A 16,797-nucleotide genomic window follows, 5' to 3' on the forward strand; every position below is an offset into this window, starting at 1 on the left:
GGCCCGATCACGCCGCCGAGCGCAGATCCCTATCCCCGCTGGCCGGCTTCGGCGCCGGCCGGTCTCGCGGCGGCACCCACCCTACGTAGGTCAGATACAACCCGATGAGCGCGAACAGCACGTAGGCAGCGCGCGCCCAGCCCTCGGCGCGCATGACCAGGTTCGCACTCGCGATGCTGCTGTCGGGAAACACCACCAGCGCCAGCCCCTTGAGTGCGGTGAGCCAGCCCGTCACCGACACGCAGATCGCTGCTGCGCCCCGCCAATAGGGGTGAAAAGCCACCACCATCAAACCGGCCAACAGCGTGAACGCCCCGGTCGACCACAGCCACAGGGGATCGGCGGAGAAGTCGGAAGCCCAGATCTGCGGGGCGCGGAAGACCGCCGCCGCGGTGAGGACGACCAGGAACGGCCCGATCACCCGGGCGAACATCTGCGTCCTGGCTTGAGGTTGTTCTGACACATTCATCACGCCGACCTCCTGAACCGTGTTTCCCCAGCATACGAGCTGTTTACGGCTGCGGCCACTGCGTTGTCGGCGGCGTCAAAGGCCCGTCGTGGTGTCCAGTGTCAGCTCCCAGGCCGACAGCCACGGCGTGATGGTCTGGGCGATCGAGAACGGGTGCGGGTCTTCACAACTGGGCTCTGAGTAGGTGCCGTCGGAGACCGCGACGTAGATGCCGACAGCCTCGGCGGTGCCGTCCTCGCGCAGCCGGTACACCGGTCCGCCGGAATCGCCGCAGATACCCCCGGCTTCGAATCGGACCTTATTCGCTTCGCTGGCCACCACTGGCCCGCACAGCGGTCCGCCGGTTCGAATCCCGAAGTGGCACAAGACGTCGCCGACAGCCACGTCCTCGGCGACCCCGGTGACCGGATGCCCGTCCACGACTGAGGTCAGTGGGATCTTGCCCGGATCGTCCAGGAGGATCAACCCCATGTCGTAGTCGTCCCAGTCGCTGCCGTCGTTGACGGTCTCGGTAAACGTGCCGATGGTGCGATAGGCGAATGCACCGCCGTGGCGAATCACCACCTGACCCGGGCCGCCGCCCGGGTTGCAGTGGCCCGCCGCGAGCAAGCCGGGCCGGTTGTCGCGGGTGCGCACCAGGAATCCCGTAGTACAGGTGATGCCGGCGGCGTTTCCGCCGGCGGATACGTTGATGCCGATACCGGGCCCGATCACGTGCGCAAGCGGAATCGGGCTTTGCGGGCGGATGGGGTGTGTGCGGTTCACCTGATAGAGGCCACCGAAGATCGCGACGACCACGACGGCGATCCCCAACCGCCATGCCACCGTCTTCGCCCTGTCCAGGCGGTGCTGTGCCGTCACCGTGGCCACGGTAGCGGCACGCCTTCCAGGGCGGTCCCAGTGCGGGCTATTCGCGCACCGCAGTGATCGCCCTCAAGGGCCGCAGGGAGCGTGCGTGCACCGGCGCCCGCGGGCAATCGGATCCTGGGTCCGGGACGCAGCCTTGCGTAGGCTGGCCAGATGGCGTCCCCGACTCTGACCGCCGACTTCGCCCGCGCGCTGCCGGAGCTCGCCCAGCCCTGGCAGGCCGCCGTTCCGCCGGAGCCGAAGCTGGTGGTCCTCAACGAAGCGCTGGCTGCCGACCTGGGTCTGGACTCGGCCTGGCTGCGCAGCTCCGACGGTCTGAAGTTCTTGACGGGAAACGCCGTTCCCGACGGCGCCACCCCGGTCGCGCAGGCCTATGCCGGTCATCAATTCGGCAACTACGTCCCGCTGCTCGGCGACGGACGCGCCCTGCTGCTCGGCGAACTCGACCACAACAGGCCCCGCGACATCCACCTCAAGGGTTCCGGGCGCACCCCGTTCGCTCGCGGCGGCGACGGCCTGGCCGTCGTGGGCCCGATGCTGCGCGAGTACGTGATCAGCGAAGCCATGCACGCCCTGGGCATCCCCACCACCCGGTCCTTGGCCGTGGTCGCCACCGGAGCACACGTGCAACGCGAAACGGCACTGCCCGGCGCGGTGTTGACCCGCATCGCCGCCAGCCACCTGCGGGTGGGCAGCTTTCAGCTGGTCGCCCAGCAGGCCCGCGCCACCGGTGACCTCAGCCTGCTGCGCCGGCTGGCCGACTACGCGATCGCCCGCCACTACCCGCAGGCCACGCAAGCCGAGAACCCTTACCTGGCACTGTTTCAGGAGGTGCTCGAGGCCCAATCCGCGCTGATCGCGCAGTGGATGCACGTCGGGTTCGTGCACGGGGTGATGAACACCGACAACATGACCATCTCCGGGGAGACCATCGACTACGGGCCGTGTGCCTTCATGGAGGCCTACGACCCGGCCACGGTGTACAGCTCCATCGATTACGCCGGGCGTTACGCCTACGGCAACCAGCCGCTGGTCGCCCAGTGGAACCTGGCCCGCTTCGCCGAAACCATCCTGCCGCTGCTCGCCGCGACCGAGGAGCTGGCGCTGTCGGTGGCGGTGGAAACCCTCGAAGGCTTCATGCCGCGCTATCACAGCCACTGGTCGGCGGGGATGCTGGCCAAGTTCGGGCTGACCGGCAGTGTGGAGTCCGCCGCCCTGATCGACCAGGCACTGGCGCTGCTCAACGACAACCAGGTGGACTACACGTCGTTCTTCCGCCACCTTGCCCGCGCCGGCCGCGGTGACCCTGACGCGCTGCCGCCGGTATTCACCGACTGGCTGCACCGCTGGCGGGCCCTGCAACCCGACGTCGACGCCCTGGACCGGGTCAACCCGATCTACATTCCCCGCAACCATCTGGTGGAGCAGGCGTTGACCGCCGCGACGGGCGGCGACCTGGAACCGGTGTGCACGCTGCTGGAGGTGATCGGCGAGCCGTACCGCGAACGTGAGGGTCTGCAGGCCTACGCCGCACCCGCGCCGCCCGAATTCGGGGAGTACCGCACCTTCTGCGGAACGTGATCGCCGCGGCCGGCGATCACTCCGACGTCGACACCACGGCCTCGCTGTGCGCCCGCCCCGCCCGATGTGCACCGTGCTGGGCTGGGACGTGCGGGCTCCGATGGCCCGGCGGTGCGGCATGCCGGCCCGCCGCGCCACTACCGTCCTCGCGGATCGCGAAGCGCTGCGCCACCCAGCGCAGCGGGCCCGGTGCCCACCAGTTCCACCGGCCCATCAGGTGCATGAACGCCGGCACCAGCACCATCCGAATCAGCGTGGCATCGGCCAGGACCGCCAAGGTCAGACCGAGCCCCAACATGCGCATGAACGACACCTGCGCGGCGATCAGCGCGGCGAACGAGATCGACATGATCAGCGCCGCAGCGGTGATCACCCGTGCGGTATGGGCCAATCCCAGCGACACGCTCTCATCGTTGTCGGCGCGGGTGCGCCCCGAGGCCAGCCAGTACTCCCGGATCCGGGATACCAGGAACACCTCGTAGTCCATCGACAGCCCGAACGCAACGCAGAACAGCAACACCGGCATGTTGGCGACCAACATGCCGGTGGGTGTCGTACCGAGCGCACCGAGATTGCCGTCCTGAAATATCCAGACCAGCGCACCGAACGCCGCCGCCAGCGACAAGACGTTGAGGATCAACGCCTTGATGGGCAGCACCACGCTGCCCGTCAGCAGGAACAGCAGGCCGAATGTGATGGCGGCGATCAGCCCCAGCACCTGCGGCAGCCGGTCGGTGATCGCGTTGACGCTGTCGCGGTTGATCTGTGCCAGCCCACCCATCTGTACCGGCCGTTGGTCGGGTCCGGGCACCTGATGCAGCCGATCGAGCTGGGTTTCCGAACGCTGCGAAAACAGCGGCGCCGTGCTGGAGACGGTCAGCAACGCACTGCCGTCGTTGATCCCGGTGGCCGCCGAGGGCTCACCCACCCGGTTGCCGGCCACAAAGGTGCCGGTCGGCGCCGACACCGCCGACACATCCGGCACCCGGGACAGCTCAGCGGCGTAACGGTCCAACTCCTGCGGGCCCACCCCGTCGGCGTCCCGGATCACGATCGGTACCGCCTGGGCGGAGTCGTCGGCGAACTTCTCGCGCAGGGCGTCGCCGACCTGATGCGCCGACGCCGTGCGCGGCAGCACCCGGTCATCGGGGTAGCCCCACTTCACCCCGAGGAACGGCGCGCCGACAGCCACCAGCAGCGCCACCACCGCCAAACCGATCGGCACCGCGTGGCGCGCCACGAAGGCCGTTGAGCGGTACCAGAATCCCTGCTCGACCGGGCGGGCGACCGGCGCCGGCCGCCGCAGCAACCGGCGAAGCGGACGGCGCAGGTCCAGCGCATCGAGCCTGGGGCCCAGCAGCGCGATCGCCGCCGGGGTGATCACAATGGCCGCGAGCGCCACGAACGTCACGGTCGCGACCCCGGCGTAGGCGAACGACTTGAGGAAATACATCGGGAACAAGGCCATGGCGGCCATCGACAATGCCACCGTGATCGCCGAGAACAGCACGGTGCGACCGGCGGTCGTCATGGTGCGGATCAGCGCCCGATCCGGGGCGGCGCCCTCGGCCAGTTCGTCGCGGTAGCGGCTGATGATCAGCAGGGTGTAGTCGATCGCCAGCGCCAAGCCCATCGCCGTGGTCAGGTTCATCGCGAAGATCGACACGTCGGTGCCCAGCGCGATCAGCCGCAGCACCGCCATCGAGCCCACGATCGCCAGCCCGCCGAGCGCCACCGGCAACGCCGCCGCCAACAGACCCCCGAAAACCCACACCAGCACCGCGAAGCTCAACGGGATCGCGATCGATTCCATCAGCAGCAGGTCATGCTGATTCTGGTGATTGATCTGCGCGTAGACCATCGCGCCACCGCCGGCCCGAACGCTGACCCCATCCCGGTCGTGGGCGACCTGGTCGGCCAGGGTGCGGGCGTACTTCTGGGCGTCGTTCTCGCCCCCGCGAAGATTGGCCACGATCAGGCCGGCCGACTCGTCGGTGCTGACCAGCCGGGCGGCGGCCGACGGCGGATCGGTCCAGGGCGAGGTGACATTGAAGACGTGCGGCGAGTCCCGTAGCTCTGCGGCGATCTCGGTGCCCACCGAGCGGACCTGCTCGCTGTGAACTCCCTGCGGGGAACTCACCAGGATCAGCAGCTGTTGGTCACTCTGGCCGAACTTCTCGGTCAGCAATTCGGTGGCCTGCGCAGACTCCGAACCCGGGTCCTGGAACCCGCCCGCGGACAGGCTGCCGGCCACCGGTATCCCGAAAACCGCGGCGGCGACCACCACCAGCCCGGCCCAGACCAGGACACGACGTGGAGCGGCGAGGGCCAGCAGGGCTATTCGGTGCAGCAATCACGTGACCTTTCGCCAGCTGGTCGACCGGAGGTACCGGCGCACCCCCACCGACAACATACGTAGTGGACCGTCCGAGCGTTCAACATTTACCTGCTATCGGTCAAGATCGGCCAGGTAGTGCGGGCGGTTGAACCGGGACGTCGGCGGTGCCGTGACTTCGGCATGGACAACACACCGACCGTAGCCGCCGTCGCGGTGGAATTCCCTTCACACCAACACCGTCAGGGGGAGGTGATGGCCGCGCTGTCGGACTTCGCCAGCCCGGACTTTCAGCGGTTCGCCACGCACAGCGGCGTCGCCACCCGGCAGTTGGCGCTGCCGCTGGGGCGCTATCGGAAGCTCAGCGGCTTCACCGAGGCCAACGACGAATACCTCGACATCGCGCTTGAGCTCAGTGAACGGGCGCTGCTGGCGGCGCTCGATCGCGCCGGAATCGCGCCCGCCGACGTCGATGTGGTGTTCTCGACGACGGTGACCGGACTGTCCGTTCCCTCCCTGGAGGGGCGGCTGGTCAACCGGATCGGTCTTCGCTCCGACGTCAAACGGGTCCCGCTGTTCGGGCTGGGCTGCGTTGCCGGCGCGGCCGGGCTGGCCCGGGTTCACGACTACCTGCGTGCCTTCCCCGACCAGGTGGCGGCCTTGGTCGCCGTCGAACTGTGCTCTTTGACAGTGCAGCGCCGAGACCTCTCGGTGGCAAACCTGGTTGCCGCCAGCCTGTTCGGCGACGGTGCTGCCGCGGTCATCGCGACCGGAGCCAGACGTGCCGGGCGTGGACCGCGGCTGGTGGCGACCCAGAGCCAGACCTACCCCGACACCGACGACATTTTGGGATGGAAGATCGGCAGTGAGGGCTTCAGCATCGTCCTGGGGGTGGAGATCGCCGCGGTCGTCGAGAAATACCTCGGTGACAACGTCCGCGAATTCCTGGCGAACCACGGCCTGGTCAGCGACGATATCTCCACATGGATCGTGCATGCCGCCGGACCCAAGGTGATCGATGCGGTCGAGAATCTGCTGCATCTGGGTCCGGACGCCTTGACGCGCACCCGAAAGTCGCTGCACGACCATGGGAACCTGTCCTCGGTGTCGGTCCTGGACATCCTCGACGGCATCGAGTCCGATCCGCCGCCGCCGGGTTCCCGTGGACTGATGATCGCGATGGGGCCCGGCTTTTCGGCCGAACTCGTGCTGCTGGAGTGGTGAGCATGTACTACCTGTTAGTGCTGGCGGTCGGGCTGGAGCGCCTCGTGGAACTGGCCGTGGCCAAGAACAACGCACGGTGGGCGTTCGCCAACGGCGGCACCGAATTCGGGCACCGGCACTATCCGGTGATGGTCGGCATCCATACGGCGCTGCTGCTCAGCTGTGTCGCCGAGGTGGCGCTGCTGCACCGGCCCTTCTTCCCCTGGCTGGGCTGGCCCATGTTCGCGGTGGCCGCCCTGAGCCAGGGGCTGCGCTGGTGGTGCGTGACCACCCTCGGCCGGCGCTGGAACACCCTGGTGATCGTCATGCCCGAAAGCCCGCTGGTGCGACGCGGCCCGTACCGCTGGATCCGCCACCCCAACTACGTGGCCGTGGTTCTCGAGGGCCTGGCGCTACCGTTGATCCACACCGCGTGGCTGACCGCGCTCTGGTTCGGCCTGGCCAACGCCGCGGTGTTGTGCGAGCGGATTCGGGTGGAGAACGTGGCATTGGGGTACCGGTGACCGGCTTTGACACCGACCTGCTGATCGTCGGTGGCGGACCAGGGGGGCTTGCCACGGCGCTGTGCGCTCGGCGGCAGGGGCTTTCGGTGATCGTCGCCGATCCGCGGGCCAGCCCGATCGACAAGGCATGCGGGGAGGGGCTGATGCCGGGCGGACTGGAGGTGCTCACCTCGCTCGGGGTCGATCCAGACGGTATGCCGCTGCGCGGTATCACCTACCTCGACGGGCAGCGCCGGGCCGAGGCCCCGTTCCGCAACGGTCCGGGGCGCGGCGTGCGCCGCACCACGCTGCACGCCGCGCTGACCGATGAGGCCAAGCGCAGCGACGTTGACTGGATCAGCACCCGCATCGGCGCCGTGGTCCAAGACGACAGCGGAGTCACCGCGGGCGGTGTTCGCTCCCGGTGGCTGATCGCCGCGGACGGATTGCACTCCAGCGTCCGCCGCACCGTCGGAATCTCCTGTACCGCCGGTGCTCCCCGGCGCTACGGGCTGCGGTGGCACTACCGGGTTCCGGCCTGGTCGGAATCGGTCGAGGTGTACTGGTCGCGCTGGGGAGAGGCCTACGTGACCCCGGTCGACCCGGACCTGGTGGGGGTGGCCATTCTGTCGTCGCACCGGCCCCAGCTGGACTGGTTTCCGCGCCTGGCCGCCCGCCTCGGGGACGCCCCCCACGGCCCGGCCCGGGGCTGCGGGCCGATGCGGCAGGTGGTCTCCCGCCGTGTCGCCGGCCGGGTGCTGCTGGTCGGCGACGCGGCCGGCTACGAGGATGCGCTCACCGGCGAGGGCATCAGCCTGGCCGTCAAGCAGGCCGCCGCGGCGATCAACGCGATCATCGACGACAACCCGGGTGCTTACGAGCGCTCCTGGCGCTCGATCACCCGCCGGTATCGCCTGCTCACCCGGGGGTTGGTGCTGGCCGGTGCATGGCAGCCGGCCCGACGGGCGCTGGTTCCGGCATGTTGCGCACTGCCGAGCGTGTTCGACCGCGCGGTGCATCTGCTGGCCCACTGAGGGCCCGCGCCACCGCCGCCAGCACCCGCAGCGTCGACCCCCGCGAACCGACCGTGATGCGCACCGCCCCGTCCGGATAAGCGCGGACCCGCAGACCGCTGCCGGTGAAGGCCTCGCTCCAGGACCGCTCGGTGGCCGTCAGGTACACGAAGTTGGCGTGCGAATCGGTGGTGCGGGCACCTGCTGCGTGCAACCGGGCCCGCAGATAGCTGCGCTCGGCGACGATCCGGGCGATGCGCTGCTCCAACTGCGCTGCGGCCGCATACGACGCCGCGACCGCCTCGGTGCATCCGGCGCCGGTGCCGAACGGCAGTTGCGTCGACCAGAGCAGGCCGGCCAGCGCCGGTGCCGCCAGCGCATAGCCGATCCGCAACCCGGCCAGACCATAGGCCTTGGAGAAGGTCCGCAACACGATCACATTCGGGAAGCGTTCGATGAGGCGGGGCACGTCGATGCGCCGGTCGGGGGAGACGAATTCGATGTAGGCCTCGTCGAGCACCACGATGGTGTCGGCGGGTACGTGCGCGACCAGCCGTTCCACCTCGGCGACGGGCGCCAAGGTTCCGGTCGGATTGTGCGGGCGGCACACCACGACCATCCGCGCATGCTGGGCGGCGTGCGCCATGGCGGTCAGATCATGATGGCCGTAGCCGTCGAGCGGTATGTCGACCGGGTCCAGGCCGGCTATGCGCGCAAAAGCCGGAAAACCATCAAAAGTGGGTGTGCTCAAAACGATTCGCTCACCGGGTGCTGCGAACGTTTGAAACACCCGAAGGGCCAGCCCGGACGCCCCGGAGCCGATGGCGACGTTCTCCTCGGCCACCCGTTCGTGGTCGGCTATCAGACGGCGCAACCGGACGGGCAGAAAGTCCGGATAGCGGTTGGCCGCGCCCATGCGGTCGACCAGTGCCGCCCGCACCGCCGGCAGCGGCGGAAGCGGGCTCTCGTTGAGCGCCAACGCGAAAGGATCGACGGCGCACGGGCCCGCCTCGCCACGCAGCGCGGTCAATGAATCCGCACGCGCCGCAGAGGTCATCGCGGCGGTCCGCCCCAGCGGATCGCGGCCGCACCGGCGAAATCGCCGGCGTGCGCAAAGGCGGCCATCACCACCACCTCACCCGGTGACACCCGCCGTTGGGCTATCGCCTGATCGAGGTTGATCGGGATGCCGGCGCCGAACAGGTTGCCATACTGATCGAAGGTGTCCACATGGCGCGATTCGGGCACTTCGAGGGCTTCGCGCCAATTGCGCAGGAAGACCCGGTTGGGCTGATTGGTGACCAGCAGGCCGATATCGGTGGCGGACAGGCCGGTGCGGTGACACACCGCCAGGGCGACCTCGGGAACCTGGCGGTTTCCGCGCGCGAGCACCTTGGTGATCTTGTCGTCGGTGAATCCGATGTAGCCGGCCCCCGGGCCGGGTTGCCACCACTTGCGGTACGGGTCGACGGCGTAGGTCATATCTCCGGCGTACTGCCCGTAGGTCCGGCATTCGACGTCGAGGATCGGCGAGTGATCCGACCGGGTGATCAGCCCGACCGCGGCGCCGTCGCCGGGCACCGACGCCTGCGACTTTCCGCGCACGGCAGGCTGATCGAACACCTGGCCGGCTGCGTTCTGGGCGATGGCGATCAACGCGGTGCGCCCGGCGCCGGCCGCCAGCAGCTGCCGGGCGATGTTGAGGCCCAGGATGAAGGCGGCGCAGCCGCCGTTGTGCAGATCCAGCACCGTGGTCGGGTGCATCCCCAATCGGTGGGCGATAGCGCCGCCCGCGCCGCAGAACGGGATGTCGGGCAACTGGGTGTGCGTGATCAAGATATCGACGTTCTCGACGACATCCCGGCCTTGCCGTTCGATGACGCCCTGTGCCGCCTGCTCGATCATGTCGGCCGCGGTCTCGTCGGCTCCCACGTGGTGGCGGAACTTGGGTGCGCGGAACATCAGGTTGTCGCGCAACGTATCCGACTCGGCGAACTGCGTGTAGTAGTCGGCGCCGATGGGTGCGCCGGGAAGATAGCTGGAGACGTCGGTCAGGCTGACGGCGGATCGGTTCATGATCGACTCACCGCATCCACAACGGGGTGATCGGCAGGCCGTTGCGGTGCCGGTACTCGGCGATCGCCTTCAGGTTCTTCAGTTCCAGCAGATGGCCGGCGCTGAACATGTCCCAGAAGTCGCCGACCCACACCGGTCGCTGCGGTGGCGCCGTGTCCGGATAGGGGTTGTGGTCGTAGAAGGGGTGGTGGCAATTCGTCCACAGCACAACCGATCCGGGCTTGTTGAGCACGACCTGGGCGTCGATGACCCGCATCAGGTAGATCATCCAGAGGTGGTCGGGCTGGTCCCAGGCGCAGTGGTAGTCGACGGTACGCGCATGCGGATCCGACACCGTGCGGGTGTAGATCTTGGTCTCCGAACCCAGGCGGTCGTAGGCGAGCCAGAGCCCGGAGTCGTCGGTCGGGGTGAACCCGCGCAGGCTGTAGGTCCACTCTTCCAAACAGCGGGTGTCGGAAAGGTATTCGAACAACTCATCGGGTGGACAGTCGATGTAGTCGTTGACGGTGCAGTAGTCGCCGAAGACCGCGTCGTGGGGGTAGACCGAGTGCATCATCTCCATGATGATCGGGGTGGCGACCTCGCGGGGGCTGGTCTCGACGCGGACCAGGCCCTCGATGGGCCCCGGCGCGCCGGTGTGGACGCTGATATCAGCGAGTGCTGGCAACGACATTGCAGTGATCCTCCTGGTGGGTGGGTACTTCGCCGGTGTGGCGGAGTGCGGCGGCGGGTTTTGTCGAGGGAGCAAGGAACGGGGCGAACGGGGGAATCTCGTCGGCGGCGCACTCGACGCTGATCACCGACGGGCCCTCGCGGTCCAACGCCCGTGCCACCGCGGCCTCGAACCCGCCGGCGTCGGCGGCATCGATCGCGGTGAGGCCCTCGAACATCGAGGCCAGGCCGGCGCCGAGGTGACTGGGGGTGAAGCGGTTGTAGCTGTAGAGGCCGTCGTAGAAGAGCTGCTCGCGCGTGACGCACATGGCGTGCGCGTTGTTGTTCAACAGCACGAACAGGATCGGCAGGCGGTACTGGACGGCGGTGTGGATTTCCATCCCGTGCATGAAGAACGCGCCGTCCCCGGCGATCACCGCGGTGCGCCGGCCGCGGCCCAGGGCCGTGCCGATGCCGGCGCCGAAGCTGTAGCCCATGCCGCCCATCCCGAGTGCGACCAGGTAGCGGCCGCCGCGGCGCGGCGGCAGGTAGTGGATCGCCGCCGCGCCGGTGTTGCCGGCATCGACGACGATGTCGGTGCCGTCGGGCAGGGCGCGGTCCAGCACGGCCATCGCCTCGCGATAGCGCACTCCCGGGCCGGTGTAGGGCGGGGGAACCAACGCGGTGCGCGGCATCGTCTCGGGCACGCGTAGCCACCGCGGACGCCCGGCGCCGGAGAGTTCCCGGCAGATGGCCCGCAGCGACACGCGAAGGTCGGCGGTCTGCACGTGTGTGCACGGCATATACGGCGCCGCCGAACCGATCGACAGGGTGCGAACAGCGCGCAGGGCCTCATCGAGACCGGCGCGTGCGGTCAGCGACAGCCGGGTTCCCACCACCAGGCACACCGCACTGGCGTGCACCGCCTCGGAGACCGACGGATGCCCCATCACGCCTGCCACGCCCAGTGCCGAGGACGCGCCCAGACCCGTTGTGCCGGAGACATCCCTGGCGTCCGGGACGCACACCACCCGGGCCCGTAGCAGTGCCCGCAGGTTCTCGAGTTCGGTGCGGGCGTCGTCGCGGGCCACCTGTTCGCCTGCGATGATCGTGACCGGCCCGTGGGCGTTGCGCAGTGCCCGCAGGATCGGGTGCGGGTCGCTGATCACGCGGTGATCGCCGCCGTGGTAGCCGCCGAAGGGCGGAATCGTGATGAGTGCCTGCTGAACGTCCTTGGGCAGCAGAAGTACTGCGGGTCCACCGGTGCGTGCGGCGGCGACCGCGCGAGGCAGGGCGCCGAGGATGTCCTCGGGAGCAAGCACCCGCTCGCAGGAGACCGACACGGCTGAGAACAGGGCGTGCGCATCGAGTGCGCCGTTGCGGCCGCTGGTGTCTTGAAAACTCCCCAGGCCGTCCAGGGCGCTCGGTGCCTGGCCGACCAGCGCCAGCACCGGAATCCGGCTGGCCAGTGATTCGCCCAGACCGGCAACGAGGTTCAGCGCGCCGCCGCCCGACGTGGCGGCCACCACGCCCAGGCCGGCGCCGCTCCGGCTGTAGCCGTCGGCCATGGCGGCGGCCGAGAACTCATGCTTGGCCAGCACCGCCGTGATGCCGGGGCGGAAATACGCTGCGTCGTAGAGATCTTCGATGTTGGCGCCATCGACGCCGAAGAGGTGACCGACTCCCATGGCCGCCAACTGGGCGACGATGTGATCGACCACGGAAGCGATTCTGGACATCTGCCCGCCTAACTCGTGACGATGTCATTGACACGGATCGCGGCGGGGTTTGGTTCAGGAGCCAGCGCTTGACGGCGCGGCACGAACTACAGCGTGCGCTCCAGCAGGACTTTGCCGTCAACGGCCGAAACCACTTGGACCGCAGCGATTTGATGCGACGGTGTCGAGATGCTGCCGGCCGGTGTGGCAGTGTGCCCGGGTTCGGCGACCCAGGTCGCGAGCCGGGTCTGGCTGCCGTCGCGGCCCACCACCACCAACGCCAGGGTGTCGTGGTGGGCGTTCACCGGTGCCAGACAGACACAGCTCAAGTCGATGTAGCTGCCCCAGGACTTGTCCGTGACCACGACCGTACTGGCCAGCGCCGTCGTTCCGACCTGCGCCATCGGCACCGCATCGAGGTGCGGTGACGTCGTGGTGGCGCCGATACCGATCAGCACACCGATGCCCAGGAAGGCAGCTGCGGCAGCCGAGGCCGTCCACGTCACCAGCCGGGTACGGCGGCGACGCCGGCGCACCTCGGTGAGCAGTGCCGGCAGCAGAGTGGCCGGGGGCGGCTGCTGCGCGGTGCCGGAGGCATCCATCGCGGCCACACCGTCGTCGTCGAGCTGCGAAAGCAGGGCGGGCACGCCGCTGATCTCGGCGACGGCCTCCCGGCACTGCGCGCACCCGGTGAGGTGCCCTTCGAATTCGCGCCGATCGGTCGGCGACAATGACCCCAGCACGTAGGCGGCATCCCACATCGCGTACGGGTGCTCGCCCTCGGCCGGGACGAACTGTCGTCGCATGGTCATCGTGTCACCCCCATCTCCTGCAGGGCGAGTCGCAGAGCCCGCACCGCATAGTGCAGACGTGATTTCACCGTTCCCTCAGCGATCCCGAGGTTCTCGGCGATCTGGCTCGTACTCCATCCACGGTAATAGGAGCGCTCGATCACCGCCCGGTGTTCCTCCGACAGACGGGTCATCGCGTCGCCGATCAGCATCCGGTCCAAGGCGTTGTCGACCTCGTCGCGCGTGGCCTGCTCGGGGGCGGTCGTCTCGTCGAGTGATGCGACGACGTGACGGTACCGCGCGCTGCGTCGTTCATCGATGATCATGTTGCGGGCCACGGTGCACAACCAGGCCCGAGGCGAGCGTTCGGCGTCGCCGAGGACCTCCGGGTGTTGCCAGGCGCGCAGCAGCGTCTCCTGCACGACGTCTTCGGCGCGGCTGGCATCACCGGTCAAGCGCAGGGCGTAGCGCCATAACACCGCGGCGTGCTCCTCGTAGAGCCCTCGTATCAGCGCGGCTTCATGGTCCGACGGAATCCCGGTCCGAGGCAAGCTGATCACCTCCTGCCTACTGGCACGAAGTCCGAGCCCATCCGGTTCATGTTCTGGCACCTCAGTCCGGGATCCAGCTCCCGTGAAAGCCGTGCGGCACCCGCCGCGGCAGTCGTATCCGGGCCACGGGGCCCGCGCCGAACTCCGAGGCGCTGATGATCACCAGCTCGCTGCACTCGCGGACCGGGCTGTAGACGTAGCTCAGATACCAGCCATCCGATTCGTCGGTGTGCCCCGGCGCCGCGGCGAATACCGCCTCATCGGGAGCGCCGGCCGTGCCGTTGACGCCGAATCGGTAGACCTCGGCGTCGTCGCGGACCAGGTCGTAGCGGACCAGGCCCTGCGTGCTGACCGCGACGGCGTAGCGGGCGTCGACACCGACGCGGCGGTCGTCCACGCGGGGGAACTCGATGTCGCGGTCGTCGAGCTGGGTCTGGGCGACCGCACCGGTGCCTAGGTCGATCGTCCAGCGCCACAGCGCGGCGGTGGTCTCGAAATCGTTGCTGCCGCGCCAGAGTTCGGGGTAGCGGACCACATGCAGCACGATCGCCTCGTCCTGGGGTGTGGAGACGTCGAACGCGTTGGCGACGTGGAAGACGTAGCACGGGTCGATGTCGAACCAGCGGACCGGACCGAAGGGGTCGTCGCGGCGCAACACGCCGATGCGGGCGCCGTAGGTGTCGTCCCAGCGGTATGGCAGGTCACGCTCGATGGGCCCGGTGAGTGCGACCCGCGGATTGAACACCAACGGCAGGTCCAGGAACACCACATGCTGCGCGGTCAGCGCGAAGTCATGCATGAGCGTCAGTCCGGGGACCTCGATCGGACGGCGAATCTTCACGGTGCCGTCGGCACCGGCCCGGTAGTAGTTGATGTGCGGCCGGGTCAGATCGCCGTAGCCGAAGAAGTGCAGCTCGCCGGTGACCGGACAGAGCTTGGGGTGCGGTGCCATCGAGTCGATCAGTTGGCCGCCGAAGTCGTAGGCGCCCACGGTGTCCAGGTCGTGGGTGATCTCGTAGGGCAACGCGGTGTCCATCAGCGCCAGGGTCTTGCCGGCGTGCTGGATCACGTGGGTGTTGGCCGCGCTGGCCCGCAGATTGCGGCTGCCGTCGTCGTTGAGCGGCGGGACCGGGCGGTCGAAGCTGTCGGTGCGCACCCAGCGGTTGCGGTACCAGGCGGCCCGGCCGTTCTCCAGCCGAACTCCGTGCACCATGCCGTCCCCGGTGCACCAGTGCCCGCCCGCCGTCCGCGGGTTGGGGCCGTTGCGCAGATACCAGCCGTTCAGTTCGGGGGGGATACTTCCCTCGACCGTCAGGTCGAAGGCGGTGAGCTCGTCGGGAACCGGGTTGTAGTTGCCGGGCCGGAAGACCGGGAACACCGTTTCCGGCGGCTGCAGGACCGCCACCGGGGCGGCGGAATCCCGCTGATCCGCGACCCCGTGGGCTACTCGGGTGCGTGCGGTCGGGAAATGTGCGTTGCGCTCGCCGTCGACGGCGGGGGTGAAGTCCTCACGGTCCAGCAGGGACAACATCGCGGGCATCTCGGCGAGTGTGTTGACGGCTTCCTGGCACAACGGGCATTGAGCCAGGTGCGTCTCGAATTCGCGACGGTCGGCCACCGACAGGGATCCCAGCACGTAGGCGGCATCCCACTTGCTGTACTCGTGGTGCGACGTGGTCATAGCACCGTTCCCATGTCTCGCAGTGTCTGTTGCAGGGTCCGCAGGGCGTAGTGCAGCTGGGCTTTCACGGTGTTTTCGGCGATCTGCAGATCTGCCGCGATCTGTGTGGTGCTCCAGCCGTCGTAGACGGCACGCCGCAGCAGGGCCCGGTGATCGGTGGACAGGTGCGCCAGCGCGGTCGCGACCCGGGCGCGGTTGGGCGCGACACCGGGGGGCGTGGTGGGTGAGGCGCTGCTCAGGCGGGCGTGATCGTCAGTGGTCATGACACTGCGGCCCCGGTCTCAGGCGCCCGCGCGCACCGGATCGCCCGGCCGCGGCTTCCCGCGGGTGGGTGTCGATCTTCTGCTGGTTTTGTTCTCTGCATGCACCAGCCTCCCGGAGGTGACACGAGGCAGCGTCGCGGCCGGTTCACACCCGATCTACCGGATGCCCGCCGCTGCGGCCGTGTTCTCCAGTGTGGCGCGCACAGGCCGGCGGGGGTAGGGGCCGGCGAGTGTGTGCGGGTGCCGGAAATTCCCGCCGGTTCGCTACGCCGACGTGGTGACCAGCGTCAGCTGCCAGGCGTCCAGCCAGGGCTTGATCAGCTGCGCGACCGACGATTCGTTCGGCGCTTCGCAGGCCGCTTCGGGATCCTCGTCGTCGGACACCACGGTCAGGATGCCGACCGCTTCGGCGGTGCCGTCGGGCCGCATCCGGAACGCGGGGCCTCCGGCATCGCCGCAGCTGCCCGACGCGGTGAACCGGACCTTGTCCTTCTCCGCCGCGGCCACCGGTCCGCACAGCGGCTCACCGCTACGGCTTCCCAGATGGCACACGGTGTCGCCGACCTCGACACGCTCGGCCAGGCCGGTCACCGGAAGGCCGTCGATCTCGGAGGTCAGCGGAATTTTGCCCGGGTCATTCAGGGTGATCAGGCCGATGTTGTTGCCGGTCCGGGCGTCGTAGACGCTTTCGGCGAAGGTACCGACGGTGGGGTACAGGGCGCCGTGGTGGATGGACACCGCGCCGCTGCCACCGGGCTTGTTGCAGTGCCCCGCCGACAGCAGCCCCGGCTGGCCGGTCTTGGTCTGCACCAAAAAGCCCGCGGTGCAGCTGGTGGCCTCCGAACTGCCGTCGGCGGTGACATTGATTCCGACACCGGGACCGATGGCCTCCGCGGCAGGAAGCGGGATGAGCTGGCGCACCGGCTGGGCGCGGGTAGACCAAACGATGCCCGCTAGGACAGCGACGCCGAGGGCCGCGAAGCCCAGGCGGGTGAGGAGGGTTTTGGGTGGGAGTCGTCGAAAGGCAGCCACTTAGGCGAGGGTACCGAGAGTGGGGCGGGTGTGGGGGTGGGGAGATTTCGCGGAGGGTGAACA

At 68.7% G+C, this 16,797-nt stretch carries 16 protein-coding genes; 4 read left to right on the forward strand and 12 right to left on the reverse strand.

Annotated features, from left to right (window positions below; translation table 11 throughout):
• Positions 1 to 7 precede the first annotated feature (7 nt).
• Together AWC02_RS07715 and AWC02_RS07720 are read right to left on the reverse strand one after the other, a co-directional pair.
• Positions 8 to 469, reverse strand: coding sequence for a hypothetical protein (locus tag AWC02_RS07715; protein ID WP_085128188.1), 462 nt, complete (start codon positions 467 to 469; stop codon positions 8 to 10).
• 75 nt (positions 470 to 544) lie between these two features.
• Complete coding sequence (locus tag AWC02_RS07720) at positions 545 to 1,330, reverse strand: chymotrypsin family serine protease (RefSeq protein WP_085128220.1); 786 nt, start codon at positions 1,328 to 1,330, stop codon at positions 545 to 547.
• Between the two features lie 159 nt (positions 1,331 to 1,489).
• Here AWC02_RS07720 and AWC02_RS07725 point away from each other — a divergent pair, with 159 nt between their 5' ends.
• Positions 1,490 to 2,917, forward strand: coding sequence for a protein adenylyltransferase SelO (locus AWC02_RS07725; protein WP_085128189.1), 1,428 nt, complete (start codon positions 1,490 to 1,492; stop codon positions 2,915 to 2,917).
• A 16-nt stretch (positions 2,918 to 2,933) separates the two neighbouring features.
• On the opposite strand, the gene AWC02_RS07730 is transcribed toward AWC02_RS07725, so the two are convergent.
• Positions 2,934 to 5,270 carry an MMPL family transporter gene (locus AWC02_RS07730; RefSeq protein ID WP_085128190.1) on the reverse strand — a complete coding sequence of 779 codons (2,337 nt, stop codon included), beginning with the start codon at positions 5,268 to 5,270 and terminating at the stop codon, positions 2,934 to 2,936.
• 165 nt (positions 5,271 to 5,435) lie between these two features.
• Here AWC02_RS07730 and AWC02_RS07735 point away from each other — a divergent pair, with 165 nt between their 5' ends.
• The 3 genes from AWC02_RS07735 to AWC02_RS07745 are packed head-to-tail and all read left to right on the forward strand — an operon-like array spanning position 5,436 to position 7,992.
• Positions 5,436 to 6,476 (forward strand): type III polyketide synthase, encoded by a 1,041-nt coding sequence (locus AWC02_RS07735; RefSeq protein ID WP_085128191.1) that lies wholly within the window; start codon positions 5,436 to 5,438, stop codon positions 6,474 to 6,476.
• 2 nt (positions 6,477 to 6,478) lie between these two features.
• On the forward strand, positions 6,479 to 6,979 hold the full coding sequence (locus AWC02_RS07740) for an isoprenylcysteine carboxyl methyltransferase family protein (protein WP_085128192.1): 501 nt from the start codon (positions 6,479 to 6,481) through the stop codon (positions 6,977 to 6,979).
• Positions 6,976 to 7,992 (forward strand): NAD(P)/FAD-dependent oxidoreductase, encoded by a 1,017-nt coding sequence (locus AWC02_RS07745; protein ID WP_085128193.1) that lies wholly within the window; start codon positions 6,976 to 6,978, stop codon positions 7,990 to 7,992. Before AWC02_RS07740 ends, AWC02_RS07745 begins: the two co-directional genes overlap by 4 nt.
• On the opposite strand, the gene AWC02_RS07750 is transcribed toward AWC02_RS07745, so the two are convergent.
• From AWC02_RS07750 to AWC02_RS07790, 9 genes are all read right to left on the reverse strand, one after another.
• Positions 7,877 to 9,028 (reverse strand): aminotransferase class I/II-fold pyridoxal phosphate-dependent enzyme, encoded by a 1,152-nt coding sequence (locus AWC02_RS07750; RefSeq protein WP_133055611.1) that lies wholly within the window; start codon positions 9,026 to 9,028, stop codon positions 7,877 to 7,879. The genes AWC02_RS07745 and AWC02_RS07750 overlap by 116 nt on opposite strands.
• A complete protein-coding gene (locus AWC02_RS07755) occupies positions 9,025 to 10,047 on the reverse strand; it encodes a 3-oxoacyl-ACP synthase III family protein (protein ID WP_085128194.1) in 1,023 nt (340 codons plus the stop codon). Before AWC02_RS07755 ends, AWC02_RS07750 begins: the two co-directional genes overlap by 4 nt.
• A gap of 7 nt (positions 10,048 to 10,054) precedes the next feature.
• Positions 10,055 to 10,720 carry an SRPBCC family protein gene (locus AWC02_RS07760; protein WP_085128195.1) on the reverse strand — a complete coding sequence of 222 codons (666 nt, stop codon included), beginning with the start codon at positions 10,718 to 10,720 and terminating at the stop codon, positions 10,055 to 10,057.
• The gene (locus AWC02_RS07765; protein WP_085128196.1) at positions 10,698 to 12,437 is read right to left on the reverse strand and encodes a thiamine pyrophosphate-binding protein; all 1,740 of its coding nucleotides are present in this window, start codon (positions 12,435 to 12,437) and stop codon (positions 10,698 to 10,700) included. Before AWC02_RS07765 ends, AWC02_RS07760 begins: the two co-directional genes overlap by 23 nt.
• Before the next feature lie 86 nt (positions 12,438 to 12,523).
• The gene (locus AWC02_RS07770; RefSeq protein WP_237160368.1) at positions 12,524 to 13,228 is read right to left on the reverse strand and encodes an anti-sigma factor family protein; all 705 of its coding nucleotides are present in this window, start codon (positions 13,226 to 13,228) and stop codon (positions 12,524 to 12,526) included.
• Entirely contained in the window at positions 13,225 to 13,758 is a 534-nt protein-coding gene (locus tag AWC02_RS07775) for a sigma-70 family RNA polymerase sigma factor (RefSeq protein WP_085128222.1), read from the reverse strand. Before AWC02_RS07775 ends, AWC02_RS07770 begins: the two co-directional genes overlap by 4 nt.
• Before the next feature lie 61 nt (positions 13,759 to 13,819).
• A complete protein-coding gene (locus tag AWC02_RS07780; protein ID WP_085128197.1) occupies positions 13,820 to 15,439 on the reverse strand; it encodes a carotenoid oxygenase family protein in 1,620 nt (539 codons plus the stop codon).
• A complete protein-coding gene (locus tag AWC02_RS07785) occupies positions 15,436 to 15,702 on the reverse strand; it encodes a sigma factor-like helix-turn-helix DNA-binding protein (protein ID WP_085128198.1) in 267 nt (88 codons plus the stop codon). Before AWC02_RS07785 ends, AWC02_RS07780 begins: the two co-directional genes overlap by 4 nt.
• A 264-nt stretch (positions 15,703 to 15,966) precedes the next feature.
• Complete coding sequence (locus AWC02_RS07790; protein ID WP_085128199.1) at positions 15,967 to 16,734, reverse strand: chymotrypsin family serine protease; 768 nt, start codon at positions 16,732 to 16,734, stop codon at positions 15,967 to 15,969.
• Between the last annotated feature and the right edge of the window lie 63 nt (positions 16,735 to 16,797).

The organism is Mycolicibacter engbaekii, from assembly GCF_002101585.1.
In the GTDB taxonomy this organism is placed as follows: domain Bacteria; phylum Actinomycetota; class Actinomycetes; order Mycobacteriales; family Mycobacteriaceae; genus Mycobacterium; species Mycobacterium engbaekii.